Annotated in this window: 24 protein-coding genes and 2 tRNA genes; 3 read left to right on the top strand and 23 right to left on the bottom strand. The window is 67.7% G+C overall.

Annotation, left to right across the window (positions count from 1 at the left end):
* Nucleotides 1-33: 33 nt before the first annotated feature.
* From catC to CF68_RS00610, 4 genes are all read right to left on the bottom strand, one after another.
* A complete protein-coding gene (gene catC, locus CF68_RS00625; protein WP_035815251.1) occupies nucleotides 34-318 on the bottom strand; it encodes a muconolactone Delta-isomerase in 285 nt (94 codons plus the stop codon).
* A 53-nt stretch (nucleotides 319-371) separates the two neighbouring features.
* Nucleotides 372-668 (bottom strand): YciI family protein, encoded by a 297-nt coding sequence (locus CF68_RS00620; RefSeq protein WP_035815249.1) that lies wholly within the window; start codon nucleotides 666-668, stop codon nucleotides 372-374.
* A 41-nt stretch (nucleotides 669-709) separates the two neighbouring features.
* A complete protein-coding gene (locus CF68_RS00615; RefSeq protein ID WP_035815247.1) occupies nucleotides 710-2,050 on the bottom strand; it encodes a short-chain fatty acid transporter in 1,341 nt (446 codons plus the stop codon).
* A gap of 213 nt (nucleotides 2,051-2,263) precedes the next feature.
* Nucleotides 2,264-2,641: a hypothetical protein gene (locus CF68_RS00610; protein WP_035815245.1), complete on the bottom strand. Its 378-nt coding sequence runs from the start codon at nucleotides 2,639-2,641 to the stop codon at nucleotides 2,264-2,266.
* 222 nt (nucleotides 2,642-2,863) lie between these two features.
* Here CF68_RS00610 and CF68_RS00605 point away from each other — a divergent pair, with 222 nt between their 5' ends.
* The gene (locus CF68_RS00605; protein WP_035815242.1) at nucleotides 2,864-4,561 is read left to right on the top strand and encodes an MBL fold metallo-hydrolase; all 1,698 of its coding nucleotides are present in this window, start codon (nucleotides 2,864-2,866) and stop codon (nucleotides 4,559-4,561) included.
* Between the two features lie 88 nt (nucleotides 4,562-4,649).
* Nucleotides 4,650-4,726: transfer RNA gene (locus tag CF68_RS00600), tRNA-Arg, on the top strand.
* 81 nt (nucleotides 4,727-4,807) lie between these two features.
* Here the strand turns inward: CF68_RS00600 and CF68_RS00595 are convergent.
* Nucleotides 4,808-5,704, bottom strand: coding sequence for a hypothetical protein (locus CF68_RS00595; RefSeq protein ID WP_035815238.1), 897 nt, complete (start codon nucleotides 5,702-5,704; stop codon nucleotides 4,808-4,810).
* A gap of 217 nt (nucleotides 5,705-5,921) precedes the next feature.
* Between CF68_RS00595 and CF68_RS00590 the strand changes: the two genes are divergently transcribed.
* Nucleotides 5,922-7,727, top strand: a complete 1,806-nt coding sequence (locus CF68_RS00590) for a GGDEF domain-containing protein (protein ID WP_035815236.1) — start codon at nucleotides 5,922-5,924, stop codon at nucleotides 7,725-7,727.
* Nucleotides 7,728-7,886: 159 nt separating this feature from the next.
* Here the strand turns inward: CF68_RS00590 and CF68_RS00585 are convergent.
* The 18 genes from CF68_RS00585 to CF68_RS37875 form a co-directional block, all read right to left on the bottom strand.
* Nucleotides 7,887-7,973 (bottom strand) — tRNA-Leu (locus CF68_RS00585).
* A gap of 95 nt (nucleotides 7,974-8,068) precedes the next feature.
* Complete coding sequence (locus CF68_RS00580; RefSeq protein WP_035815234.1) at nucleotides 8,069-9,355, bottom strand: amidohydrolase family protein; 1,287 nt, start codon at nucleotides 9,353-9,355, stop codon at nucleotides 8,069-8,071.
* 76 nt (nucleotides 9,356-9,431) lie between these two features.
* Nucleotides 9,432-10,124: a TetR/AcrR family transcriptional regulator gene (locus CF68_RS00575; RefSeq protein WP_035815232.1), complete on the bottom strand. Its 693-nt coding sequence runs from the start codon at nucleotides 10,122-10,124 to the stop codon at nucleotides 9,432-9,434.
* Nucleotides 10,124-10,810, bottom strand: a complete 687-nt coding sequence (upp, locus tag CF68_RS00570) for a uracil phosphoribosyltransferase (protein ID WP_035815229.1) — start codon at nucleotides 10,808-10,810, stop codon at nucleotides 10,124-10,126. The genes CF68_RS00575 and upp overlap by 1 nt, the downstream gene beginning before the upstream one ends.
* A gap of 72 nt (nucleotides 10,811-10,882) precedes the next feature.
* Entirely contained in the window at nucleotides 10,883-12,205 is a 1,323-nt protein-coding gene (locus CF68_RS00565) for a URC4/urg3 family protein (RefSeq protein ID WP_035815226.1), read from the bottom strand.
* Nucleotides 12,202-13,440 carry a GTP cyclohydrolase II gene (locus tag CF68_RS00560; RefSeq protein ID WP_035815223.1) on the bottom strand — a complete coding sequence of 413 codons (1,239 nt, stop codon included), beginning with the start codon at nucleotides 13,438-13,440 and terminating at the stop codon, nucleotides 12,202-12,204. The genes CF68_RS00565 and CF68_RS00560 overlap by 4 nt, the downstream gene beginning before the upstream one ends.
* A gap of 274 nt (nucleotides 13,441-13,714) precedes the next feature.
* Nucleotides 13,715-14,815, bottom strand: coding sequence for an acyltransferase (locus tag CF68_RS00555; RefSeq protein WP_035815220.1), 1,101 nt, complete (start codon nucleotides 14,813-14,815; stop codon nucleotides 13,715-13,717).
* A gap of 649 nt (nucleotides 14,816-15,464) precedes the next feature.
* Nucleotides 15,465-17,411: a 7TM diverse intracellular signaling domain-containing protein gene (locus CF68_RS00550; RefSeq protein ID WP_035815217.1), complete on the bottom strand. Its 1,947-nt coding sequence runs from the start codon at nucleotides 17,409-17,411 to the stop codon at nucleotides 15,465-15,467.
* A gap of 2 nt (nucleotides 17,412-17,413) precedes the next feature.
* Entirely contained in the window at nucleotides 17,414-18,121 is a 708-nt protein-coding gene (locus tag CF68_RS00545) for a response regulator transcription factor (RefSeq protein ID WP_035815214.1), read from the bottom strand.
* 268 nt (nucleotides 18,122-18,389) lie between these two features.
* Nucleotides 18,390-19,307: a malonate decarboxylase subunit epsilon gene (gene mdcH / locus CF68_RS00540; protein ID WP_035815212.1), complete on the bottom strand. Its 918-nt coding sequence runs from the start codon at nucleotides 19,305-19,307 to the stop codon at nucleotides 18,390-18,392.
* Nucleotides 19,304-19,951 carry a malonate decarboxylase holo-ACP synthase gene (locus tag CF68_RS00535; protein ID WP_035815210.1) on the bottom strand — a complete coding sequence of 216 codons (648 nt, stop codon included), beginning with the start codon at nucleotides 19,949-19,951 and terminating at the stop codon, nucleotides 19,304-19,306. Before CF68_RS00535 ends, mdcH begins: the two co-directional genes overlap by 4 nt.
* Nucleotides 19,939-20,775, bottom strand: a complete 837-nt coding sequence (gene mdcE / locus CF68_RS00530; protein ID WP_035815208.1) for a biotin-independent malonate decarboxylase subunit gamma — start codon at nucleotides 20,773-20,775, stop codon at nucleotides 19,939-19,941. The genes CF68_RS00535 and mdcE overlap by 13 nt, the downstream gene beginning before the upstream one ends.
* Nucleotides 20,772-21,623 (bottom strand): biotin-independent malonate decarboxylase subunit beta, encoded by an 852-nt coding sequence (locus tag CF68_RS00525; RefSeq protein ID WP_035815206.1) that lies wholly within the window; start codon nucleotides 21,621-21,623, stop codon nucleotides 20,772-20,774. The genes mdcE and CF68_RS00525 overlap by 4 nt, the downstream gene beginning before the upstream one ends.
* On the bottom strand, nucleotides 21,620-21,937 hold the full coding sequence (locus tag CF68_RS00520) for a malonate decarboxylase subunit delta (protein ID WP_035815203.1): 318 nt from the start codon (nucleotides 21,935-21,937) through the stop codon (nucleotides 21,620-21,622). The genes CF68_RS00525 and CF68_RS00520 overlap by 4 nt, the downstream gene beginning before the upstream one ends.
* Complete coding sequence (locus CF68_RS00515) at nucleotides 21,918-22,859, bottom strand: triphosphoribosyl-dephospho-CoA synthase (protein ID WP_035815200.1); 942 nt, start codon at nucleotides 22,857-22,859, stop codon at nucleotides 21,918-21,920. The genes CF68_RS00520 and CF68_RS00515 overlap by 20 nt, the downstream gene beginning before the upstream one ends.
* Complete coding sequence (gene mdcA / locus CF68_RS00510) at nucleotides 22,859-24,517, bottom strand: malonate decarboxylase subunit alpha (protein ID WP_035815198.1); 1,659 nt, start codon at nucleotides 24,515-24,517, stop codon at nucleotides 22,859-22,861. Before mdcA ends, CF68_RS00515 begins: the two co-directional genes overlap by 1 nt.
* A gap of 136 nt (nucleotides 24,518-24,653) precedes the next feature.
* Nucleotides 24,654-25,571 carry a LysR substrate-binding domain-containing protein gene (locus CF68_RS00505; protein ID WP_035815195.1) on the bottom strand — a complete coding sequence of 306 codons (918 nt, stop codon included), beginning with the start codon at nucleotides 25,569-25,571 and terminating at the stop codon, nucleotides 24,654-24,656.
* 87 nt (nucleotides 25,572-25,658) lie between these two features.
* Nucleotides 25,659-26,396, bottom strand: a 738-nt coding sequence (locus tag CF68_RS37875; RefSeq protein ID WP_035815193.1) for an SLC13 family permease, incomplete at its 5' end; no start/stop codon positions are given.

The following is a 26,396-nucleotide window of genomic DNA, read 5'->3' as shown; positions in this document are numbered from 1 at the left end:
TGGATCAGGATCAGTGGGCTGGGTGGCAAGCGCTCAGTTCGGCGTGATGGCCGAACCGTGTTGCGCCAGCGGCGTGACCTTGATCTCCATATACGGGTACAGCGGCAGCGTGGTCAGCAGCGTGTGCAGTTCGTCGTTGTCGCCGACATCGAAGATGCTGACGTTGGCGTACTGGCCCACCACGCGCCACAGGTGGCGCCACTTGCCTTCGCGCTGCAGGCGCTGCGACATGGCCTTCTCGTCGGCCTTGAGCTGCTCGACCAGCTGCGGATCGAGCGATGCGGGAATCTTGACGGTCATTTCGGCCATGAACAACATGGGGTCTCCTTGTCTGGGGGTACGGTGGAATGGAGGCAGCGTCGGCTGCCTCGTCAAAGATGGCGCACGCCGTCAAGATAGGCCTTGCGCCAGCGCACGATGCGCACCTCGGCAAACAGGCCCGCCTGGGTGAACGGATCGGCGTCGATGAATTGCTGTGCCGCGTCGCGGGTGTCGACATCGACGATATAGATGCCGCCACCGGCGTCCGAGCCATCGTCGTTGAGCTTGGCGCCGCAGGCCAGCAGCAGCGCCTTGTTGGCTTCCAGGTAATCCAGGTGGCTGGCGCGGGTGGCCTGGCGCACGTGCTGGTGATTGGGCTTGTCGACGGTTTCGATCAGGTACGGCATGGCAGTCCTCCTGTCAGCGGCACGCTGGCCGCGGGTCAAAGTCAGGCAATCTGCGCGCCCCACAGCAGCAGCGCGGCAATGTAGATCAGGCCCACCCAGAACATCATGATCACGGTGTAGCCCATCACGTCCTTCAGGTTCAGCTTGGACAGCGCCAGCGCCGGCAATATCCAGAACGGCTGCACCAGGTCGTTCCAGGCATTGCCGAGCATCACCGACATCGAGGTCTGGCTGACCGAGCTGTTGATGGCCTTGGCCGCATCGACCATGAACGGGCCCTGGATCATCCAGTGGCCACCGCCCGAGGGCGCGAAGAAGTTGATCACGAACGAGCTGAGCAGCCCCCAGAACGGCAGCGTCTGCGGCGTGGCAATCTCCACGAACACGCGCGAGATCGTATCCACCAGCCCCGAGCCGGCCATGATCGCCATGATGCCTGCATAGAACGGATACTGCAGGATGATGCCGGAAATGGTCTTGATGCCTTCGTTCAGCTTGGCCACGTAGTTGACCGGCGTGCCCAGCAGCAGCACGCCCGCGAACAGGATCAGGAAGTTGATCAGGTTCAGGTCGAGCGAGCCGCCCTGCGTGAAGTAGATGACCGCGTAGGCCATGCCGCACAGGCCGATGGCCAGGCTCAGGAGGCGGCTGTTGTTCATGCGCGCCGCCAGGGTGTTCTCGCCGCCCATGCTGTGGGCCGAACCGGCCTCGGCCTGCGCGGGTTCCTGGTCGCGGCGGATCTCCACCACATCGGCCGGGTTGCGCGGATGCAGCCAGGCATTGAGCAGCGGCAGCGTGACGATCACCGCCAGGCTGGTCAACAGCATCGGCGTGGAAAAGATGGTTTCAGACAGCGGGATCACGCCCATCAGCTTTTCCATCGGGTGGCCCGGGGTGGAGATCAGCACCGGGATGCTGGCCGACAGGCCCAGCCCGTACAGGGTGAAGCCGCTGTACGCGGCGGCGATGATGAGCGGGTAATGCACGCCACGGACCTTCAGCGCCAGCTTCCTGGCGATGATGCCGCCGATCACCAGCCCGAAGCCCCAGTTCAGGTAGCTGCCGATGCCGCCCACCAGCGTGGCGACGATCACCGCGGTGCGCGGCGAGTGCACCGCGCTGACGATGCGGTCGAGCATGCGGTCAGTGAACGGCGCGGTGGCCAGCACATAGCCCATCGCCAGGATCACCGCCATCTGCGTGGTGAATGCCAGCAGGTTCCAGAACCCCTTGCCCCAGCTGGCGATCACGGCCGGCGCTGCCTGCCCTTGCACCGTCACCGCCAGCGCCATCGTCAGCAAGGTCAGGCCGATGGCAAATACAAAGGGATCCGGAAGGTACCGGCGCATGAGTTCGGTGAAGAACCCGGCGATCTTGCTCATAGTTTCCTTGTCTCCAGTTTCAGCCAAAGTTACGCCATTAGAACTATAGTTCTATATGCGAACTTCGTAAAAGTGCGTGGCTATGCTAATGGCCGGTCGACCGGTAGGTCAAGGAAATGGGGAAGCGCGATTACCTTCGTTTCGCGCAACAATTATCGAATTTGCGGCCTGGCACTTTCAGCGCAGGCTCTGCAAGGCGGCCGATCGGCAGCATCAATACCGCATCTGCACGTCGTCGACCTTGCCCGTACGCGCGTTGTACAGGCAGGCATAGTGGAAGCCGATCGCCGACGAACTGTCGTCAGGCTCGAACACGCCTTCACCATTGACCGAGGTCTGCGCATTGGGGCGCAGGTAGTACTGCTCGCGGTCGGCCATCAGCATCACGCTGCCGGGCTGCGGGTAGCGGCGCTTGAGAGCTTCCGCCACGGCGGGCTCGCAGGCAGTGGACGCGGCCCTGGATGCGGCTTGTGGATCGACGGTGATGCGGGTGGTGGCCGGGGGCACAGGGCGCGGTGCCATCTGCGGCGGCGTTTCGCAGGCGGCCAGCAGGCACACCAGCGGCAGGCACAGGCAAGAAGCTCGGATCACGCGGACCTCCAGAAGGAGGGCGCCGGCAACGGGCACCCCAAAAAGTGAAGCGGAGCTATCAGGTTACTGCCTCTGGCCGGAAAAGCCAAAGCCGGCGCGCCCGGGCAGCCCGGCAATCCCCCGCCGATAGCGAATCTTTGAACGCGGCTAAACTATGGCACGCGGCAGCGCCCCGGGTTCCGGCCAGGTGCGTGCCGCCAGCACAACCACGATGCCGACACAATGACAACCACAGAGACAAGCGGCAACCGCCCTGCCACCCCTGCCCCCCTGCTGCGCACCGCCGCCAGCCTGCTCGTCGTGCGCGATGCGCCGGCCGGCATGGAAGTGCTGCTGGTACGCCGCGTCGAACGCGCCAACGACCGCAGCAGCGGCGCCTACGTTTTCCCCGGCGGCACGCTCGACGCGCAGGACAAGGCCCTGCACGCGCATGCCCACGGTCTGGACGACGCCCTTGCCAGCGAACGCCTGGGCCTGCCGGCCAGCGGCCTGGACTTCTACCTGGCCGCCTTGCGCGAATGCTATGAAGAGGCCGGCCTGCTGTTTGCCTGCGACCGCGACGGGCGCCTGCAGTCGCCGCACCAGCTCGACCCCGCCCGGCAGGCGCTGCTGCGCGAGGCAGTGCAGCGCGGCGGCCCCGGCCTGGCCCACGCTTGCGAGCAACTGGGCCTGCGCCTGGCGGCCGACCGGCTCGCCTATCACAGCTACTGGCTGACGCCGCCCGGCCTGCCCAAGCGTTTCGATACCCGCTTCTTTGTCGCCATCGCCCCCGAAGGCCAGGTGGCCGTGCCCGACGGCACCGAGATCGTGGAGCACCGCTGGATCCGCCCCGGCGAGGCCGCCGATCCCGCCAGCGGCCTGGCGCTGATGCACGTCACGCGCCGCACGCTGAGCTCGATCGCGCAGTTTGAAAGCGCCGCGGCCTGCTACGCCTATTTCTCGCAGCTGCGCGGCATTGCCTGCATCATGCCGCGGCTGGCCACCGGAGCGGCCGGCGTGCGCCCGGTGATGCCCAACGAGCCGTGCTACGCCGAGATCGGCCGCATCGACCCCGACGGCACCACGCACGGCCGTTATGAGCTGGCACCGGGCGTGCCGGTACGGCTGTCCGAGCGCGTCTGGCGCGTGACCGCCAACAACGGCAGCGTGATGACGGGCCCGGGCACCAACACCTACCTGGTAGGCGGCGGCGCGCGCAATGAATGGGCCGTGATCGATCCGGGCCCCGACGATGGCGAGCATGTGCGCGCCATCCTGGCTGCCGCACCCGGCGCGATCCGCTGGATCCTCGCCACCCATACCCACCTGGACCACTCGCCCGCTGCCGCCGCGCTGCAGGCCGCCACCGGCGCCACGGTGCTCGGGCGTGCCGCGCCAGCCGGCCAGTGGCAGGACGCCAGCTTCGAGCCACAGCGCGAACTGGACCACGGCGAGCGCCTCGCCCTCACCGAGGACTGCACCCTGCGCGTGTGCCACACGCCGGGCCACGCCTCGAACCACCTCTGCTACCTGCTGGAAGAAGAAAAGACACTCTTCACCGGCGACCACGTGATGCAGGGCTCGACCGTCGTCATCGGCCCGCCCGATGGCGACATGCGCGCCTACCTGGACTCGCTCGCAGCGCTGCAGGACGAAGACCTAGACTGGCTGGCGCCGGGCCATGGCTTCCTGATCGCGCGGCCGCAGGACGCCATCCGCATCCTGATCCGGCACCGGCTGCAGCGCGAGGCCAAGGTCGCTGCCGCACTGCGCGAACTGGGACCGGCACCGATCGGCGAGCTGCTGCTGCGCGTCTACGACGATGTGCCTCCACGCATGCATCCGGTCGCGCAGCGATCGCTGCTGGCGCACCTGCTCAAGCTGCGCGATGACGGCAAGGCGCAGGAAGCGGACGGCATCTGGTCGAACGCCACGGCGTAGCACTGGCGCGGGCATCGGGGCCAGTTGAAGATTTTTGGCGGGGGGCTTGCGCAAACCGGAAATTGCGCTACAATGGCGCCTCTCGTGTGCGGCTGTAGCTCAGTTGGATAGAGTACTTGGCTACGAACCAAGGGGTCGTGGGTTCGAATCCTGCCAGCCGCGCCACCTATGCAGAAAGAAAAAGGGCCTCCGGAAACGGAAGCCCTTTTTTCATTGCGGCGCTCGCATCTGGCGCCACCCTCCCCACTACCACCGATAGCGCGCCCCGACCGTTCCGCCCGGGTTGCGCCCCGCCCTCACCTTGAACCACAGCTTCATGCCGGTCGATGTATTGCCATGCGCGCCGATGTTGAAGGAGAACAGCCCGCGCAGCAGGTCGGCATCGATCTTGGTGCCGTTGATGTTGATGACCTGCTTGCGGCTGTCCTGCCACCAGTCTGCCTCGACAAAGGGATAGATGCCGGCCAGCCGCGTCGGCTGCGCGCCGTACAGGCGCACGCCGATACCGGCGGCGCTGGCATCGCCGGGCATGGCTTGCATCGGCATGCCGGAGACGGGCGACATGCCAGGCTGGTAGGCCAGCTGCAAGCGCGGCTGGATGATCAGCCCGCCTGCGCGCGGCACCACGGCATCGACCGCCAGCGCCATGGTGCGCACGCGACTGTCGGCAAAACCGCCTGCGCTGGTGATGTCATCCAGGTGCAGCGACACCCGGCGCGGGCGCTCGGCCATGGCGGCGGTTTCACGGTCGACCGCGGCAAGGCCGGGAGCATCGTCATCGGGCCCGGGGCCCATGGCAAGCGTTAACGCGGATGGGGACGATGGCGACTGCGCGGCATACTCGACGGTGACGGGCTCGGCGGGCGTGGCAGACCAGACAGGAGCAGCAGTGTCGGCAACCAGCAGATCGGGCACGTCGGCGATGGCGGGCTGCCCGGCTTGCGCCTGCAGCGGCTGGTCCCAGCCGGAGATGCCCTGGCTTTCCGGAACGGCGTCATCTGCATGGGCCAGTGCACACAACAGCATGGCCAGGATGACGCTGTACTGCAGGTGATGCAGGACCATGCCGTGGCGCGCGGCACATGCGTGCCACCCGGGGCAAGTCCCCGCCTCCCTCCCTCTCGATGACAAGACCGTAGTCATGGCAACCACCTTCGGACGTTATATGTGCCTGCCCGATGAGCTTGAGCATAGGTCAAATGCCCTGCCAGCGTTAGCCGCGAATGTTCGGCCGCGCGCGCGCCGTGCGGCGCTGCCGGTGAGCAAATTTGGCCGGGCCGCTGCGCCTTTTCGTCAATAATGGCGGTAATGACAAATCTTGCAGACATAGCCCGGCATGCTGCCGCCGGGAGCAAACCTTATGGCCTTGTGGCAACGTGCGCGCCGGCGTGAGTCCGAACCCGGGGGCATGCCGCCGCCGGCCGGACGCAGCCGCAGCCTGAAGCGCAAGCTGGCGATCGCCACGGCGGTCGGCGGGCTCTGCACCCTGGTGCTCGCCGCGCTGGTGATGGCCCGCTCGTATGGCGACTTCACCTCGGCGCGGCAGAACCTGTATGACATCTCGGCGTACCGCGAGCTGCTGGAGGCCGCCAACGTGCTGTCCGCGGAACGCGGACCGGCCAACAGCGTGCTGGGAGAGCCACCCTCGCCCCACACCCCCGCGCGTGAACGCCTGCAAACTTTCCGCGCCCGCAGCGACGCCGCGCTGGCGCGCCTGTCCGCGCCGCCGCCGGCACCCTTCGGCCTGCACCACCACCACCTGCCGCCGCTGATGGTCGAGCGCGTGCGCGAACGCCTGGCGCGGGCGCGGGCCGAGATCGACGAACTCGCCGAGCGCCCGCGCCAGGACCGTGACATGGACGAGATCCGCCATGCCATCGAAAGCATGTTCGAGGTCGTGGACGCGCTGCAGCCGGCCATCGCCTGGCAGGTGCGCGAACTCTCCGCCTGCGACGACGGCCTGGCGGCGCCGGCGCTGACCGGCAGGATGCTGGGCGACCTGCGCGAGTATGGCGGGCGCATCGCCTCGCAGATCATGGCGCCCGTGGCGGCGCGCCAGCCGATGCCGGTGCAGAGCCTGGTGGATGCCACGCGCTCGCGCGGCCGGCTGCTGGAGCTATGGCAGCTGGCGGGACCGGCGTACAACATGTTCGGCGCCGTGCCCGCGCTGGAGCAGGCATACGCCGACGCCGGCCACCAGTTCTTCGGCCAGGGCCTGTCCATGATCGACAGCCTGGTTGCGCAGGGCCGCGTCTCGGGCCATTACTCGATGACGCCGACGGAGCTGACCAACCGCTATGTGCGCACGCTGGAGCCGCTGGAGCGGCTGCGCAGCGTATTCCTGGACGAGGTGGTCGCGCATTTCACGGCAACGCGCGCACAGGCGCTGCGCGAGCTGACGGCCGCGTGCGGCACGTCGGCGCTGATCCTTGCCGTGCTGGGCTACGTGCTGGTGTTCACGCAGCGCTCGGTGTTCCTGCCGCTGCTGCGCGCCGGCGACGAAGTGATCAGCCTGGCCGAGGCACGCGACCACCCGCACTACGCCGCGCCAGCGGCGTCCGCCAGGCCCGCGGCGGAGATGCGGCGCCTGTTCGATGCCATCGAGATCCTGCGCCGCAAGCTGCGCGAGCGCGCCTCGCTGACCGCGCAGCTGGAACACCAGGCGCGCACCGACAGCCTGACCGGACTGCTCAACCGGCGCGCGCTGGAGCTGGTGGCCGCGCAGTACGCGGCACACGACAGCGCCAGCCTGGTGCTGATCGATGTGGACCGCTTCAAGCAGATCAACGACCGCCATGGCCATGCCGCCGGCGACCAGGTGCTGCGCGACCTCGCTGCGATGATGCGCGCGCTGGTGCCGCCCGAAGGCGTGCTGGCACGCTTCGGCGGCGAGGAGTTCGCGCTGCTGCTGCCGCACGGCAGGCCGGGCGAGGCCGCCGCGCTGGCCGAAACCCTGCGCGCGGAAGTCGCGTCCCGCCCGGTCTACCTGTCGGGCAGCACCCAGCTGCGCGTCACCGCCAGCTTCGGCGTGGCCATCGGGCGCGGCGGCGAGCGTTACTGGCAGCGGCTGTTCGGCGCGGCCGACGCCGCCATGTACCGCGCCAAGGCCGAAGGGCGCAATTGCGTGCGCGAGGCACAGCGCGAGGAAGGACTGGCAACCGGCTGAACCATCCAGCGCCGGAACCAGCACGGAAACGATGGACGAAAAAAACCCGCATCGCTGCGGGTTTTTTCCAGCTATCCGAGGCCGGCGCCCGGCGAGGACTCGGTCACCTATGCCGGCTGAAACGAAGAAAGGCTCGCTTGCGCGAGCCTTCCCGAATATTGGTGCCCAGAAGAGGACTCGAACCTCCACAGTGTTGCCACCGCTAGGACCTGAACCTAGTGCGTCTACCAATTCCGCCATCTGGGCTTCGTTTCGCTGCATTGCTGCTGCGATGCGAAGAAGGAAATTATGCCGAGCACGACAGGGACTGTCAACACCCTGACACAAAAAATTTGTGCTCCTTATTGCCCGCCGCCGCGCCGCAGGAAGTCCACCTGCGCCGGCCGGCCAGGCAGGTCCAGCGCGGCCATCGCCGGGGGCATGCTGGCGATGGTCTTGCCGGCACGCAGCACCCGCAGCCGCGTGGCGCGCAGGCGGATCGCCTCCACCGGGTCGCGCGCCTGCAGCAGCACCAGGTCGGCGCGGCAGCCGGGCGCCACGCCGTAGCCGTCCAGCCCCAGGATCTGCGCGGGCGTGGCGGTCACCGCGGCGAAGCAGGCGCGCATGCCCTCCTGCCCGGTCATCTGCGCGACGTGCAGCCCCATGTGCGCCACTTCCAGCATGTCGCCGGAGCCCAGGCTGTACCACGGATCCATCACGCAATCGTGGCCGAACGCCACCGGCACGCCGGCCTCCAGCAACTCCGGCACGCGCGTCATGCCGCGGCGCCGGGGATAGGTATCGTGCCGCCCCTGCAGCGTGATGTTGATCAGCGGATTGGCGATCGCCGCCACGCCGGCCTCGCGCATCAGCGGGATCAGCTTGGACACGTAGTAGTTGTCCATCGAGTGCATCGAGGTCAGGTGCGAGCCCGCCACCCTGCCCTGCAGGCCTAGCCGCACGGTCTCGCTGGCCAGCGTCTCGATGTGGCGCGACAGCGGGTCGTCGCTCTCGTCGCAATGCATGTCGACGCGCAGGCCGCGGTCGGCCGCCAGCTCGCACAGCAGCCGGACCGATTCCGCGCCCTGCGCCATGGTGCGCTCGAAATGCGGGATGCCGCCGACCACGTCGACGCCCATGTCCAGCGCGCGCTTCAGGTTGTCCAGCGCGCCGGGCGCGCGCAGCGCCCCGTCCTGCGGGAATGCCACCAGCTGCAGGTCCAGGTAGGGACGCACGCGCTCGCGCACGTGCAGCAGCGCCTCCACCGCCAGCAGCCGCGGATCGCACACGTCCACATGCGAGCGGATCGCCAGCAGCCCGCGCGCCACCGCCCAGTCGCAATAGGCCAGTGCGCGCTCGACCAGCGCTTCCTGCGTCAGCATCGGCTTGAGCTCACCCCACAGCGCAATGCCTTCGAGCAGCGTGCCCGACTGGTTCACGCGCGGCAGCCCGTACGACAGCGTGGCGTCCATATGGAAGTGCGCATCGACGAACGGCGGCGTCACCAGCTGGCCGGCCGCATCGATCTCTTCGGCGGCGCGCGCGGCCAGTGCCGGCTCGACCGCGGAGATGCGGCCTGCGGCAATGCCGATATCGATGTCGGTGCGCCCGTCGGGCAGGTTGCAATGCCGCAGGATCAGGTCGAGCATGGGGGTCTCTCAGGCAGGAGGCACGCCGATGTTCTCACGGCACCGGCTCCGGCGCCACGGTGCGCGGGTCCAGGCGTCATGCGCGCCGGTCGGGCGCGGCGGGCTCGGGGTCGAGTCCGCAGCCGCGCAGCAGCAGCGCCACCAGGTGCTCGGTGGCCTGAGCATAGTCCTGCTGCTCCATCTGGCTGACGCCAAGCACCGCGCATACCTGCGACTCGAAATCCGCATAGGTCTGCGTGGCCGCCCAGATCGTGAAGAACAGGTGCTGCGGGTCGACCGGCGCCATCTGGCCGCGGTCGATCCACTGCTGCACCACCGCCGCCTTGCGCGACACCAGTTCGCGCAGCACCTGCCGCAGGACCTCGCCGATCTCATGCGCGCCGTGCAGCAGTTCGTTGGCAAATACGCGCGATGCATCCGGATGACTGGCCGACAGCCGCATCTTGGCGCGGATGTATTGTTCCAGCGCCACCTGCGGCGGCAGCTCGGCGCGGATGATGTCGGTCTCCGACAGCCACAGCTGCAGCGTATGCGCCAGCACGGCGCGGTACAGCGCCTGCTTGGTGCGGAAGTAGTAATGCAGGTTGGACTTGGGCACGCCGGCGCGCACCGCGATCTCGGCCATGGTGGCGCCGGCGAAGCCCGCGCGCGCAAAGACATGCTCGGCCGCGTGCAGGATCATGGCCTGGTTCTCCTGCCGGATGCGCCCGCCCGGGGCATCGCACGCGGGCAGCGGGCGCCGCGCCGTGGCGCTGGCGGGCGTGTCCATCAGCGCGTGCCGTAGAGGCGGTCGCCGGCGTCGCCCAGCCCGGGCACGATATAGCCGTGCTCGTTGAGGGTGTCGTCGATGGCCGCGGTGACGATGCCGACCTCAGGGTGCGCCGCGCGCAGCGCGCGCAGCCCGGGGCGCGAGGCGATCAGGCACACGTACTTCATGGTGGTGACGCCGGCCTCTTTCAGGCGGTTCAGCGCGGCGATGGCCGAGTTGCCGGTGGCCAGCATCGGGTCCACCACGATCACCATGCGCTCCTGGATGTCTTCCGGCATCTTGAAGTAGTACTCGATCGGCTCCAGCGTCTCGGGGTCGCGGTACAGGCCGATATGCCCGACCCGCGCCGCCGGCAGCAGCTCCAGCATGCCGTCGATAAAGCCGTTGCCCGCGCGCAGGATCGACACCAGGCACAGCTTCTTGCCGGACAGCACCCGCGACTGCATCGGCGCGATCGGCGTGCGGATGGCGATGGTCTCCATGGCCAGGTCGCGCGTGGCTTCGTAGGTCAGCAACTGGCTGATTTCGCGCACCAGCCGGCGGAAGTTGTCGGTGGTGGTCTCTTCGCTGCGCACCAGGGTGACCTTGTGCTGCACCAGCGGGTGGTCGACGACCAGCACGCCGGGCAGGCCGGCAGCATCGGCATCGAGTGGGTCAACAGCGGGAACAGCGGACATGTCGTTCATGGTGACGCTCCTGATGCCACGTTTCACATGCAATGCCTGCCAGCAACGTCGGCCGCCTGGCGGCCGACGTGCTCAGAACACGGTGCCGTCGCTGATGATGGCGAACGGCGGCGCGCCACCCTGGCGCCGCTTGGCGGCAATGCGGCGCCCCGCCGCCCAGGTGCCGCCTTCCAGCACGCGCGCCAGCGGGAAGTTCTCTTCCTGCAAGCCAAGCGCCTGGCGCACGCCGTCGGCCACCAGGTCCAGGCCGGTCACCGTCAGCGCGCGCCATTCGACGATCACCGGCTCATCCACCGCATGCGGCACGGCGGCAAAGCCGGGGTCGCGCGGCACCATCAGCTCGAAGTCGTAGAGCAGGCCGCCGTTGCGGTATTCGGGCAGGCCCGTCAGCGCGTCCAGCCCGGTCACGGTCAGGCCGGCGTCTTCCAGCGGCTCCAGCAGCGAATAGGTCAGCCATTGCGTGAGCTTGTGGAACGGCACCAGCCCGCCCGGCGCGGCCGGATGCCGCCAGCAGTCGCCCAGCGACACGCCTTCGACAATGATCCGCCCCGGCCATACCGGCCCCAGGCCAACCAGCAGCGTGCGCAGCAGGAAGCTGGCGTCGAGCTGCCCGTTGACCGCATGCGCCTTCAGGTAGTCATACAGGTTGCCCAGCCGCGCCGGCCGGCCAAACAGCGCCGGGGTCGCCTCCATCACCTCGCCGAGGCGGCGCAGCAGGCCGGCGCGGCCTTCCAGCCCCACCAGCGGGTTGTGCTGCGCGACCTGGAAGGCGTGGGCGATGCTGTCGGCATCGATGCGCTGCAGCCGCTCGGCGTCCGCGCGCAGCGGATCGCCCGGCGCGGCCGAGAAGCCGCCGCGTGCGAACAGGACGAAGCTGGCCACGCCCAGCCCTTCCGAGCGCGTCAGCACCAGGTCGCTGGCCGGATCGCGGTAACGCCAGTCAGGGCCGGCGCCGGCATCCAGCAGTACGCTTGGAATCACCAGGTCGATGCCGATGCGGGCGCGCTCCTCGCGGTGCTCGGGCCCGCTCAGCGCGGCACGCTCGCACAGCACCTGCCAGCGGTCCGCGCGCTGGTCGACGGCGCCGCTTTCAAAATGGCGCCAGCGGCTGTGGTACGGCACCTGCAGGTCCGGATAGCGCTGGCGGATGGTGCTGGCGACATAGTCGGCAATGGCATGCACGCGGTCCGGATGCCAGGTGAAAAGTTCGGACGCGCCGCTGGCCACGTGTTCGGTGACCGCCGCGCAATGCGTGCGCACCGCCTCGGCACACAGCAACGCCGAAGCGGGGTGCCCTTCCGGCACCGGGCTCAGCCAGCCGGCACCCGGCCGCATCTCGTTACCTGTACCCTGGCGGTCCATGCCGGGCTTGCCATCCTCGGGAAACATCGTCATTCGTTCAACCCCCTGCCCTTTGCCAGGGCCAGTTCGTTCGCATCCGGCGGCGTGTAGTGCGTAAAGTAGCCGGCGGCCACCTTGGCATCGATCTCGACACGGGCGTCGGCGGGAATCAGGGCCTCGGGGATGGCCACCTGCTCGACCACCTCGATGCCCTGCGCCACCAGCGCGCCATGCTTCATGTTGCTCATCGACGCCCAGCGGTCGATGCGGCGGATGCCCAGCCAGTGGAACACATCCGGCATCAGCTCCTGGAAACGCATGTCCTGCACGCCTGCCACGCATTCGGTGCGGGCAAAGTAAGTCTCGGCACGATCGCCGCCCACCTGCCGCTTGCGGGCGTTGTAGACCAGGAACTTGGTCACCTCGCCCAGCGCGCGGCCCTCCTTGCGGTTGTAGACCACCAGCCCGACACCGCCCTGCTGCGCCATCTCGATGCACACCTCGATGCCATGTGCCAGATACGGCCGGCAGGTACAGATGTCTGACCCGAACACATCCGATCCGTTGCATTCATCGTGCACGCGGCACGCCACGCGGGTTTCGGGCTTGCCCAGCTGGCTGACGTCGCCGAAGAAATACAACGTCATGCCGCCGATGGGCGGCAGGAACACCTTCAGGTCCGGCCGCGTCACCAGTTCCGGGAACATGCCGCCGGTCTGCTCGAACAGGCTGCGGCGCAGCACGCTTTCCTTGATGCCGAAACGGGCCGCCAGCCCGGGCAGGTACCACACCGGGTCGACCGCCGCCTTGGTCACGCGCACGTCGCCATTGGCATGGAGGATGTCGCCGTCGGGCTTGAGCCGGCCGGCCGCAATGGCAGACATCAGCTCCGGCATGTTGATATGCGCGCGGGTGACGGCAATGGTGGGGCGGATATCCACGCCGGCCGCGATGCGGTCGGCAAAGACGGTGGACACCAGGTGGCCCCAGGGATCCAGCGAGACAATTTTCTCCGGGTCGCCCCACTGCGGATGCGGGCCGATGGCCTCCGCCGGCGCGGTATCGGTCAGGTCGGTGCGATGGTCGCGCTGCAATGCGCCCGCGGCAACCGCCAGGGCCCGGTAGATGGCGTAGGCGCCAGCGTGAGTGCCGATCACATTGCGCTGCGCCGGATTCGCCAGGCTGGCGATGACCGGCCCGCGCTCGGCCGCCGTGGGGGCGCCCCAGTGGATAGGCTCGGCCGGCTTGTCGCGGCGTGCGTGCGAGGTCAGGACGATATGGTCGGACATGGCACCGGTTCCCGATGGAATCCTGACCAAATGGTCAGGTTTACGATTCCATACTAGGCAACCTTTGTGCCATCGCCCAATGCCCGTTTACGCGAGTGTTGCTCCGATGTGTGTGGCGCCGAACGCAAGTCCGCGCAGGCGGCATGCACGCTTGGCGTGCCGGCGGCGTGACATGGCGGGTGCACAAGCACCAACAAGAGGCGCGCACGCCCATGCTGGCACGGCGCCTTCCGGGGCAAGCCGCACCGTTGCCGCGCGGCCGTGCCTGCAAACGTTACACGCTTTGCCGGCTGGCGCGGTCACGGCCGTTGCCCGGCAGCGCACGCAGCGCCGCCAACGGCCGGGCGCTTTCAATGTAGCGATAGAACAGCGCGCCGGCCACATTGCTGAGCGCCCACGCGGCAACCATGCCGAGCGCGTTCAGCACCGGCTGGCCCGGCGCCAGGTTCGACACCAGCGCGTTGACCAGCAGGCAAACCGGAAAGTGAACCAGGAACACCGAATAGGAAATGCGCCCGAAGAAGCCGACCACGCGCGCCCGCGGCCAGCGCTCCAGCCAACCGCCGCGGCGCGCCACCGCCAGCAGCAGCGCAGTGGCCAGCGCCACCGCGATGCGCAGCCGGAAATCGAAGGCCAGCGCCGCCAGCGCCACCGCGCCGATGACCAGCAGCGGCAACACCGGGCGGCCGGGGTTGGACGCCCAGAAGGCCAGCGCCCCCATGCCATAGGCGCCGAAGAAGTACACCGCCCAGATATCCCACGCGGCATCGCGGTTGAACCAGAACAGCGACGCCACCGCCACCAGCGCCACCATGCCGATGCTGACCCCGGCACCCGCCGGCGCTTTCCCGCGCGCGACGGCGCGTGCGGCCCAAAGCGCGCCCAGCAGCAGCGCAAACAACTGCAGGTCGATGGCCACGTACCAGACCCCGGCCGAGAGCGCATCGACATCGAGCACGTTATGCAGCAGCGTCACATGCGCCAGGAACTGCAGCAGGCCGGGCGGCGCGGGGATCGAGTCATGCACCATCCATTGGCGCGCCAGGGCGGCGCCGGCAATGCTGAGCAGCAGCGCCGCAGCAAAGGGCACCACCAGCTTCTGGTAGCGCCGCCACAGCACCAGCAACGGGTGCTGGCCGATCTCCAGCCGGCCATGCGGCGCCAGGCTGCGCGCGGCGAGAAAGCCGCTGACCACCAGGAAGACCTGCACGGCGATGCGCGCGTAGTCGTACAGCCAGTCCACCAGCCCCGGGGCCAGCCGATACGCGGTATCGGACATCGGGCCATAGAAGGCCAGGTGATGGAGCACGATCAACTGGGAGCTGACGGCTTTCAGGGCGTCGATGCACGGCAGGCGCGACGGACGGGGGCTCATTGTTATAGGAATGTTGCGATTGCCACGGAATGCGCGATTCTACCTGCTTGCACCGGCTCGAATGTGGAACATACGCCACTACCTATAGATTCGTTACACACTGCCCCAGCTTATTGCGAGTTTGCAGGCACATGGATTCATGTCTTAACTAGCAGCGCCTCTAAAGATCTCCCCCGCCAGTTTGCGACTACATTTGACCAGCCTCCCGCGCCGGCTCTTATGCGCCGGTAGCCTAAGCTAGAGGCAGGATTGCCACCTGGGGACGCTTATGCAGCACCGCACGCTCTTCCCCCGCACCGGCCACGCCTTCCGTTGCGGCTTGGCTGAGTGCTCCCTCATCGCCCTTCTGGCCGCAGCCTTGGCGGGATGCGAGGGAGTCCCGCGGGATACCGCAGCAACACCGCCACCGCCCCGTCAGCCAATTACGTCCGGCGACGACGTGTACCCCGCCCCGACCACGGTGCGCGACACGCGACCTGCGGCGCGCACTCCGTAGGCGGCATTTACCTGCGGCATCGGCGTGCCGGTCTCGGGTGTCGTCCGACAAAAACAGAAGCTGGCCGGGAAGGGACCTTGGCTCGCCGCAGGCCGGTTGTCTCTTCGGGACAGCCACGGCATCGGAACACCGGCCTGCCAACTACACGACGGCCTAACCTTGGCCCTGAACCGGAGGATCAGTCTCTATGGCGAAGCCGGCAGGCTTTGGGCCACGGGGGGTAATGCCAGGGTCAGGAACTCGATCATTGGCTCGGCCGGGCTGCAGCTCAAGTGGTGATCCAAGGGTGTCGGCCTCGATTGGGATACGCACGGTCAGCATTGTCCCCTCCCCTGTGGATCGCACGCTGAACGTCCCGCCAAGACGCCGGGTACGCGCGCGCATGCTGCGCATGCCGGTGCCCGGATGCCGTTCGATGGCGGCGGGTTCGAAGCCCATTCCGTTGTCGCTGACAATCAGCTCCAGCCCCCGGGCATCATTGCGCAGGACGACGTCCGTGCGACTCGCCTTGCTGTGCTTCAGTACATTGGTCAGCGCCTCTTGCACGGTCCTCATGACATCAAGAATTTGCGAAGTCGGCAGATAGCATTGATCGAGGCCAGTGAGCTGCCACCGGCACTCGATGTCGTGGCTCTCGAACAGCCGCGTAAGACGGTGCCGCAGTGGCACGATCTGACCTGCCAGTGCGTGCTCGCCAAACTGCTGGCTGGAGGTGGTATCGATGATGATGCGCAGGTCGTCGCGCAACTCCTTTAGGATCGACAGGACCTGGCCTGGCGGGATGTTGTGAGGGATGCGCTCCAGTGTCGCAATTCCGCTGACGAGCGTGCCGCCGAGGCCGTCGTGCAGGTCGTGTGCGAGATTGAGCCGTTCACTGAGCCGCGCATTGGCGACTTCGAACTCGCGCTGGCGATCCAGGTTGGCTGCGAGCTCCGCCTTGGCCGCGTCGATCTTGCAGTGCAGTTCGTCATTGAATCGTTCGATGCGGCGCAGGTTGGCGACGAAGCGCCAGGCCAGCACCAGCGCCATGGCGATCATCTGGAACTGCGAAGTGAGGGCTGCGTAGTAGAGGTTGTCCTTGAGGATGCCAAGAAAGCTCAGCAGGTCGTGTACCGCGGCGGCAAGGAAAATTGCAATGCAAAACGACAGGATGCGATGATCGGTGCGGCCACTGCGCCAGGCAAAGCAGAGAAATACAAGGCACGTCGCGAAGAAATTGCACGCCAGTCCCACCGTCAGCGTGTTGCGCACCTCGGTCAGGTAACCGTGCGGCGCCCCGAGCATGACGGCCGCGCCCAACACTACCAGCGTCCACAGCGCCGCTTCAATGCGCGGCAGGCGCCGTTCGCAGAAGCGCACCATGGACATCGTGAAGGCAGCACTGTAGATGAGCAGCGCGATGATATTTGCGCGCCCCCAGGCATCGGTACTGGCAAACGGCCAGGTGCTCGTCGCCACCTGATTCAGCGCCACCCACCACCAGGCCAGCGACATCAGGCTGAACCAGCCGTAGGTCACTTCTTGCCGGCGCATCACCCAGAGCGAAAAGAAGAAGCAACCTAGCGCGACGGTGACTGCAAGGCTGACCAACTGCAGATCATGACGCAGCCGGTAGGCCTGTTCGTAAGCGGCCCGCAGGCGGTCCGGGTCGGCGACCGATACTGGTCCAAGTCCGGGTTGGTATGCCGACAGCCCCGAGACGCGAATCAGCAGCGTGTTGGTGCCCTCCCGCAGCAACGGCGGAGATATCAACTGATAACGGGGAGTATTCCAGGCTCGCGTGAGCGGTTCGACGAGGCTCGCGTCACGCATCAGCAAGCTGCCGTTGAGATAAACGGCCCCCGCCATATTCAGGTAAGCAAGCATCAGCGCCGTGGGTTGGCTTGCATCCGTGCACTGCCAGCTCAGCCGGTACCAGACCACGCCGTCGAAATCGGGCCAGCGCGAGGACCAGTCGTCCGGCAGCGACACCGGGACCCAGCCCGCCGCCGGCGGGCTATCACCCTGCCAGGTCGATCGGGCAGCCTCTATGCGGGTGAAGGCGGTGGCGCCCGGCCCTTCCTGCGCGATTGCAGCGCCGGCGAGGAGCGTGGCCCCCAAGATCAGCGCAACAAGCCATGCGCACGCGCTTCGAACACGGCCTGGGTGCGGGAGTGGACGGCCAATTTCTTGTATATGTTCCTGATGTGGCATTCGACCGTCAGTCTGGACAAGGACAGCAGATCCGCGATCTCCCGATTGGTCAGGCCCTTGCCGACCAGCGAGAGGATTTCGATTTCCCGTGCGCTCAGCGGCGACGCGCCGACCAATCGGCGCGCATGGATTTCCGCCCCGCCAGGCAATGGTGCCGTCGTGGCGACCAGATCGAGGATGTACCTGGCAACGAAAGGATCGATCGGCGCTCCGCCGCGCAGCGCACTGCGGATCGACAAGGAAATCTCGAGGTCGTCGCGCTCCTTGAGCAGGTAACCGGTGGCACCCGCCTGCAGCGCGCTCACGATGACGCGCTCCGTGTTCCAGGTCGAGATTACCAGAATTGGCAAGGCAGGATCGCGCTCGTGCAACGCGCGAATGAGGTCGATGCCATTGCCGTCGGGCAACCCGACGTCAACCAGCACCATCGCAAACGGCTGGGCGGTTAGCAGCGCATTGGCGTCGGCGAGGCTGCCGGCAAACCACAAGGCCTCCTCGGCATAGCCGAGCGTGGCCAGGATCGTGCGCAGCCTGGTCTGCATCAGTGGCTCGTCCTCGACCACCAGCAAGGGAGCGGGCAACACCGATTCGCCGGCGTCAGGCAATGGTTGGGTCATTGGGTACGGTGCGGTCACGGCCAGAGTTTAGCTGTACCACCGGAATAGGCCGATCTCCGGATCACGTCAGGCTGACAGAAATCGGCGGCGAGGGGCATCCCCGGAACTAGGTAATTCGGGCGAATCTCGCCGGCGGGTAGCCGAGCTTACCAAAATGCCGGATTCCAGGCATAGCCTCCAGCGCATCGAGTGGCATCGCGCCGCGGCCTGACAACTCCACATCGAGGTGGTTTGCTGCTTTGCAGATCCGCTATTGTCAAGCGGAGAATCAACGACGCATGATCGCCGCGATCGAATCGACGCGGGTTCTGTCACAGGCCATTGCGATGCCATCTGCAAACACCGGCTGCGCCAGCCGTGTCAGCACATCACCCGGAGGCGCCTCCACCACCAGCCTGGCGCCATTGGCGCGGGCCAGCAGCATGGCTTCATGCCAGCGCACCGGCGTCGCCATGTTCTGCGCGAGATCCTCAGCAATCTTGCGTGGATCGCGCAGTTCGCGCGCCTTGCTCGCACTGAAGTAGCGCAGCGCAGGCGCCGACATGGCCACGCCCTGCATGGTTTCGCCCAGGGAGCGCGCGGCGTCAGCCAGCAGCGGACAGTGCGACGGTACGTGGATGGCGACCGGCCTGGCGGCCTGTGCGCCGGCCGCCAGCGCCAGCGTCGACACTTCCGCCAGCGCCGAGAGCTTGCCGGCGATCACGATCTGCGTGGGGGCGTTGAAATTGGCCAGGTACACCGGTTGCTGCGGGTTGCAGACCTGCGCCACCAGCGGTTCGAGCCGGTTCCGGTCCAGGCCGAGGATGGCCGTCATCCCATAGCCATCCGGAAAGGCCTGCGCCATCAGCTCCCCGCGCAAGCGCACCAGCCGCAACGCATCGGCAAAGTCCAACACACCTGCGGTCACCGCCGCCGCATAGGCGCCGATGGAGAGGCCGGCCACCGCGTCGGCGCGGGCGTCATGCGCCGCCAGGCAGCGCGCCATGGCCACGCCTGCCGTCAGCAGGCAAAGCTGGGTCCATACCGTGGACTGCAGGCGTGTCGGCGTATCCATCTCTGCCGCTGGTACCTGCAGCACGTCTTCCGCCGCGGCCAGCACCGCAGCCACCGAGGGATGCGCCGGCAGGTCTTTCAGCATGCCGGGGCGCTGTGCGCCCTGGCCGGGGAAGGTAAGCAGGACATTCATCGTGTGGGGTGCCAAGGATCCGCGCACAGCCGCGGGCCGTGATCCGTTTTCAGCAGCACCTTGCCGCCGCTGCGCAGGCGTTCCAGCAGCGAGAAGCCACCAAACGGGGTCGCGACCTGTATATCGAGCCTGGCCGGCGACGCGCGCTGCAGCTCGGCCAGCAGATCCAGATGCGGGGCCGGCAGTGGATGCGCGGCCTGCACGACGAGGTCAAGGTCGCTGTCGGCACGCAGCACGTTGTGCAGACAGGCGAGCGAGAAGCCGGCGCTGCCAGTCACGCCCCACCGGATACCGGCGGCGTCGAGCCAGTCGGCGATGGCCTCGAGCGCGAGGATTGCCGGCAGGGTCGCCAGCTCCGGCCGCCGCCGCCATGCACGCTGCGCAGCCAGGTCCATCGGCGTGACGATCTTGCGGATCGCCGCGGGCGTGATCCAGGTGCCGAAGCGTTCCGCGCGCGTGCGGCCGCGCAGCCCGACGGGGACTGCGCCAGGCCGGCGGTCGTCGCGCCGCACGACCAGCGGGATCTCGCGCAGCGCTGGCAGGCAGACCCATTCCGGCAAGGCGTCGCGGCCCAGGTCGCTGGCCGGATCGCGCAGCCAGACCAGGTCGTGTGGCGCGGGCATCGCAGTGTTCAGGCTTGCCATTGCCGCGACAGGCAGTCACGCACCGCAGCCGATGCCTTGCGGTTTGCGCCCGCCAGCCGGCCGGACAGTCCGTGCGTCGGGTCGCGTCGTATCTCCGCCAGCGCGGAGAGGATGGTGTCGCGCGCCAGGTGCACATCGGCCGGCACCGGGGCGCTGGCCGACTCGACGTCGATCAGCCGCCACAGGATGCCCAGCGTGGCGAAGTTTTCGATGTCGTAGGCCATCGGCGGCACCGTCGACGCCAGCGCTTCGAGGTCCTCGACTGTGCGCATGGTGACCCTGGCGGCGGCCTTCTTGCCCATCGCATGCACCAGCACGCCCTCGTCATTGAGCGCGATGATGCGGTTGGCCTGGTAGCCGTGCGCAAGGAAGGCTCCCGACATGGCGCGCCCGACGATCAGCGCCACCACCGGATGGCCGGCCAGCCGCGCCTCGGCATAGGCAGCGACAGCGCCGGCCAGCGCCTGGTGGATGCCGAGCGCTTCTTCGCGCCGGCCGTACGCCTGGCTGGGGGTATCGACGATCGCCACGATGGCGCGCTTGACCGGCAATTGGCGGTCCGCTTCGATCGCTTCGCGCACCGCGCGCGCCAGCGACCAGCCTTCGAGCAGACCGGCCTCGCCATGACGTGCCCGCGGGAAGCGGCTGGCGGCGTCAGGCACCAGCGCGATCCAGCGAACCGCTGTCCCCGCCAGTTCGCCGTCGGCAACCAGCACTGAGTCCGGCAGACCCGGCTGGATCTGTGCCGCGGGCGCCAGTGCCTGCAGCCAGCGTTCACCACGGCCGGGTTCGCGCGCGGTAGCGGTTTGGGTTGCTGAGTTCATGCGTCGGTCCCCCGTTGCAACAACGCCTGCACATCTGCCGGCGTGGGCTGCGCACTGGCGTCGTACGCCTGCAGCGCGGCCAGGTATTGGGCGTATTGTTCACTGCGATGGCTTCCCGCGACCAGGCCGCGCAACAGTTCGGCGACCTGCCTGCGCATCGCGCCGCAGTCGTCATCGACATACGCATCGGCGAAGCCGGTGGCAACGCGCTGCGTGCCGCCGGTGAAGCTCCAGATAAACGGCCGGTCACGCGAGTCGTACTCGGCGATGCCCGCCTCCTGCTCGATCACGGCCGGGCCGTTCAGGCCAAGGCGCCCTTCCTGCGTCATCACCAGCGCGGTACACAGGCCCGCGGAAATCGACATGCCGCCGAAGCAGCCCACCTGCCCCGCGATCACGCCGACCACCGGCTGGTAGCGGCGCAGGTCGACGATGGCCGCATGGATCTCGGCAATCGCGGCCAGGCCGAGATTGGCTTCCTGCAGGCGCACGCCGCCGGTCTCCAGCAGCAGCACTGCGCGCGTCGGTTCACCGCGGCGGTTGTCTTCGGCGGCCAGCTCCAGCGCACCGGCAATCTTGGCGCCGCCGACTTCGCCCATGCTTCCGCCCTGGAAGGCGCCTTCGATGGCCAGCACCACCGCCGGCATCCCGTCGATGCGCCCCTTGGCGACCACCACGCCGTCATCGCTCTGCGGCACCACACCCTGCGGCGGCAGCCATGGCGACTGCAGGCCGTCGAACGGGCCCGCCAGTTCGCGGAAGGTGCCTGGGTCCAGCAGCGCACGAGCGCGCTCGCGTGCCCCCAGTTCGATAAAGCTGTTGCGCGCCAGCAGTTCCGCCGTGTTCATGCGCCCTCTCCTGGTTGCAGGTCGCTCAGCGCCTCGAAGGCCTCCGCCAGGCGCATGCCGACCACGCCCGGCGTGGCGCCGAAATCGTGGATGCGGATCTGCATCGACGCGCGCGGCTCGGCGGCGAAGACGCGCGCGAGCTGCGCATCCCAGACACGGCCATAGCCATTGACCGAGGTGGTGACCTCAACCGTGGTCACGCCGCCGCTGCCGGGCTCGACCAGCACCTCGAGGTCGCCCGACCCGACCACGCCCACCAGCACGCGCGCCCTGGCGGGCTGCCCCGCCGGAAATTCAAATCGCAGTTGTTCCATCAAAGTCCCCAGAATAGTTGCCCATCGAGTCCTGCGACAGCCGGTCGAGGAAGATCGTCGCGGCCAGCAAGTCCGCCGCGCCGCCCGGCGAGGCGCGCTGCGCCAGCATGCCGGTGTCCAGGTTGCGCAGCTGCCGCCGTCCCACCACCGTGCCCGCGCCACCGGCGGCGAGCACCGCCTTCGCGCCGGCCTGCATGTAGTCCAGGCCCTTGCGCCCCGACCTCGCCAGCACGCAGGTATCGTCCAGCTCGCTCATCAACGCCAGCAGCGCATTGAGACGTGCCGTGGATTCGGTGTCGCCGCGCGCGCGGCTGCGTTGCAGGGCCGGCAGCGCCAGCCGCATCACGTGCGGGAACCCTGCCCGCGCCTGCGCCCGCGCACCGCCAACGCCGTACGCCAGGCAAGCGAGTTCGCCCTTGTTGCCGGTAACCACCGGCCGGTGGCGGTCGGGCAGCGCGGCGATCGCACCCGCCGTGGCACTGATCGCCGCGGCACTGGCGCGCTGCCCGGCCGCGCCGAGCTGTCCCGCGGCGCCGACCAGCAAGCCGATGCACCAGATCGCGCCGCGATGCGTATTGACACCGCCGGTGGCGGACAGCATCACCGCCTCGGCCTCGCGGCCGAGCGCGCCCAGTTGCTCGCGCAGCCCATACCCGACGCGCGGCGCCTGCAGGCCGGCATCGGCCATGGCCGCGAACGACGGGCCCAGCGACTGCGCCGAGCGCAGCATCAGCGGCAATGTCAGGTCGGCATGTGCGCCGCTGCCACGGCTGTCGACCAGGCCAGGCTTGGGCGACAGCCGTGCTTCTTCCACGATCGCGCTGACCGCCAGGCCAGCGAGTGCCTGGGCGCGGGGAGCGGCCGCCGGCTGGTGCCGGTGCTGCGCCGGCGTGTGCAGGATCCTTGCTGCTGCGCTCGCCATTACCAGCTCCGGAAGCGGGCGGGCGGCGCGTACAGCCCGCCGGACCAGTCCACCAGTTCGGCCATGCTCTTGGCCGCCAGCAAGCTGCGCGTGGCCTGGCTGCGCTGCACGCCCAGGTCTTCGGGCAGCGCGATCAGGCCGTCGCTGCGCATCCGGCGCGTGGTGGCGGGGTCATGCTTCATGCCGATCGGCGTGACGCCCGCCACTGCGGCAATCATCCGGCGCCGCTCTTCCAGCGATTGCGCCTTGTACAGGTAGGCAATGCCTTCCTCGGTCAGCACGTGCGTAACGTCGTCCCCGTAGATCATCACCGGTGCCAGCGGCATGCCGCTTTCGCGCGCGACGTCGACCGCGTCCATCGATTCCACGAAGGTGGGCTTGCCACCCGCCTGGAAGGTCTCAACCATCTGCACCACCAGCTTGCGGCCGCGCGCGAGCGGGTCGTCCGTCTCGATCAGATCCAGCCATGCCGGCGTCGGATGCCGGCGCCCGCCCGGGTTGTGACCCATGTTGGGCGCGCCGCCAAAGCCGGAAAGCCGCCCGCGCGTCACGGTGGACGAATGGCCGTCGCCGTCGATCTGCAGGGTCGAGCCGATGAAGAGGTCCACCGCGTACTGGCCGGCAAGCTGGCAGAAGGCCCGGTTGGAACGCATCGAACCGTCCGCACCTGTGAAGAAGACATCCGGCCGGGCGGCGACATAGGCCTCCATGCCCAGTTCGCTGCCAAAGCTGTGCACGCTCTCGACCCAGCCGGTCTCGATGGCAGGGATCAGCGTCGGATGCGGGTTGAGGGTCCAATACTTGCAGATCTTGCCCTTCAGACCCAGCGACTCGCCGTAGGTGGGCAGGATCAGCTCGATCGCCGCGGTGTTGAAGCCGATGCCATGGTTGAGCGACTGCACCTGGTGGCGCTCGTAAATGCCGCGGATCGCCATCATCGCCATCAGCACGTGGACTGGCTTGATCAGGCGCGGGTCGCGCGTGAACAGCGGTTCGCAGAAGAATGGCTTGTCCGCCTGCACTACATAGTCGATCCAGGAACCCGGCACGTCCACGCGCGGCAGGCCGGTGGGGTCGTCGACGATCTCATTGACTTGCGCAATGACCAGCCCGTCGCGGAAGGCCGCGGCCTCTACCAGTGCCGGCGTGTCCTCGGTGCTGGGGCCAGTGTAGAGATTGCCCTCGCGGTCGGCCTTGTAGCCGGCGATCAGCACGACGTTGGGGACCAGGTCCACATACAGCCGCGCATAAAGCTCGATATAGGTGTGGATCGCGCCCACTTCGAGCTGGCCGTCCTCCAGGAACTGCGAGATGCGGATGCTCTGCGCGCCGGCGTACGAGAAATCCAGCTTGCGCGCGATGCCGCGCTCGAACAGGTCCAGGTGTTCCACCCGGCTGACGCTCGGGATGATCATGTGGAGTGCATTCACACGCGCGGGATCGACCTGTGCCAGCGAGCGCGACAGAAAGTCAGCCTGCTTCTGGTTGTTGCCCTCCAGCACCACGCGGTCGCCCGAAAGCAGCACTGCCTCCAGGAAGGGCACGATATCGCTGGTCGGCACCAGCTTGCCCTGGGCAATGGCGGCGGCGTTCTGCTTGCGGCGCGCCTTGGCCTCCCTGCGGGTGTTCCATTGGCGGCCTGTGCTGGTGGTGGTCATCGCATCTCCGGGCTGACGTCTGTCTGATGTGCCCACCTTAAACAGGCGGCGCCAACCGAACAATCACGTTGGGCGGAGAACCATTACGCTGGCCGGAAGCAAGGCCTGAAGCGCGGCCGGACCCAGCCTCGGCGTCCTATTGCTCCGCGTCGCGCATGGCCATGCGGCACACCGCGGCCAGCGCCAGCAGGTTGGGATCGCGCTCGCGGCGGCGCAGGAAGCTCAGGCCGATGGTCTGCTTGATGTCATATTCGCCGGCCAGTGGCACGAACGCCACGTTGCGCGAATACACCCCTTTCACCCGCCCTGGCAAAAGCGTGTAGCCGATGCTACCGCCCACCAGGTTCATCAATGAAAAGATATCGCCGACTTTCATCACCACATTTGGCGTGAATTGGGCAATACGGAAGGCCTCGACAAAACCGTGATAGGTGACAAAGCCCTCGCTCAACGCCACGAACGGCTCGTCGCGGCAGGCTCGCAGGTCGACCGCCGGCATCGAGGCGTAGGGCGAGTCGGCAGGCGCCGCAAAGAAGATATCGTCCTCGAACAGCGGGATCGACTCGATCTCCGGATCGGGCTCGGGCACGGCCATCAACGCGGCGTCGATAGAGCCCTGCTTGAGCTTGTGCAGAAGGTCCGCGTTGGAGCCAAGCACCAGTTCAGTCTGCATTTCCGGGCGCCGCAGCTTCAGCCCGATCACGATCCTGGGCACGGTCTGGACCGTCAGCGAGTAGAGCGAGCCGATCTTGAGCTGGTCGGCCGAATAGCCGGCGGCCTCGCGCGTGGCGCGGATGCCGTCCGCCATGGCCTTGAGCACTTCCCTTGCCGTATCCGCCAGCACATAGGCCGCATCGGTCGGGATCAGGTTGCGGCCCTCATGCCGGAACAGCGCGCAGCTCGTGCCCTCTTCCAGCGAGTGCAGCGCACGGTGCACGCTGACCGTGCTGGTGTCCAGGATCTCGGCCGCCTTGGCCAGGTTGCCGGATTCCATGAACGCCAGCAGGGCTTCGAGTTTGCGGAAGGTGATCTCTTCGCCAATGCGGATTCTCATGGTTCTGGGCTCGGGTATGGGGGCGGCCTCCTATCTTAGCCGCGTGGCGGCCAGTTCGCATGGTTAGCGAGCGATCGCGACCGGAACTCAGAGCACAACAAAGATGAACCACAGCACGACCGGCGCAACCACGGTCACCAGCGCGCCATAGACCATCAGCTTGCGGAAGAAGGCCTGCCGGTCCACGCCCTGTGCGTTGGCCAGTACCAGCGCACCGTTGGTCGAAAACGGGCTTACGTCCACGATCGTCGAGGACACCGCCATCGCCGCGATAAAGCCGATCGCGCTGACGTCGGAGCCTTGCTGCAGGAACGGCACGGCAAGCGGGATCAGCGAGCCCAGCACCGCGGTCGACGAGGCAAACGCCGACACCACCGCACCCACGAAGCACAGCAGCAGCGCCGCGATCAGCGGCGAGGTCAGGTGGGCCACGCTGTGGCCAACGAAATCGATCGTGCCCATCTTGTCCATCACGCCCACAAAGGTGCTGACGCCGACGATCAGCATGATCTCGGGCCACGACACCTGGCCCAGCGCGCGCTTCTGCAGCTCCGGCGCCATCAGCGTGAGCACCAGCGCGATGGTCAGCGAAACGAAGCCGATATCGAGCTTGAAGTAGAGCGTCAGGACGGCCAGAGCCGCCAGGCCGGCCACGGTCAGGTACTGGTAGAGTCCGGCCGGCGTCTCGGCGGTGCTGGCGCCATGGCCCTCGAGCATCGATCCGCGGTCGCGTGCCATCGTCTTCCGCTCTTCCATGCCGGCCTCGGCCTCGGCATCGCCATAGATCTGCGCACCCTGTGCCGGCACGGTGTGTGCGCCGAAGGG

Origin of the sequence: Cupriavidus sp. SK-4 (assembly GCF_000611125.1) — a bacterium.
In the GTDB taxonomy this organism is placed as follows: Bacteria; Pseudomonadota; Gammaproteobacteria; order Burkholderiales; family Burkholderiaceae; genus Cupriavidus; species Cupriavidus necator.
This window is presented reverse-complemented; position numbering and strand designations above follow the sequence as displayed.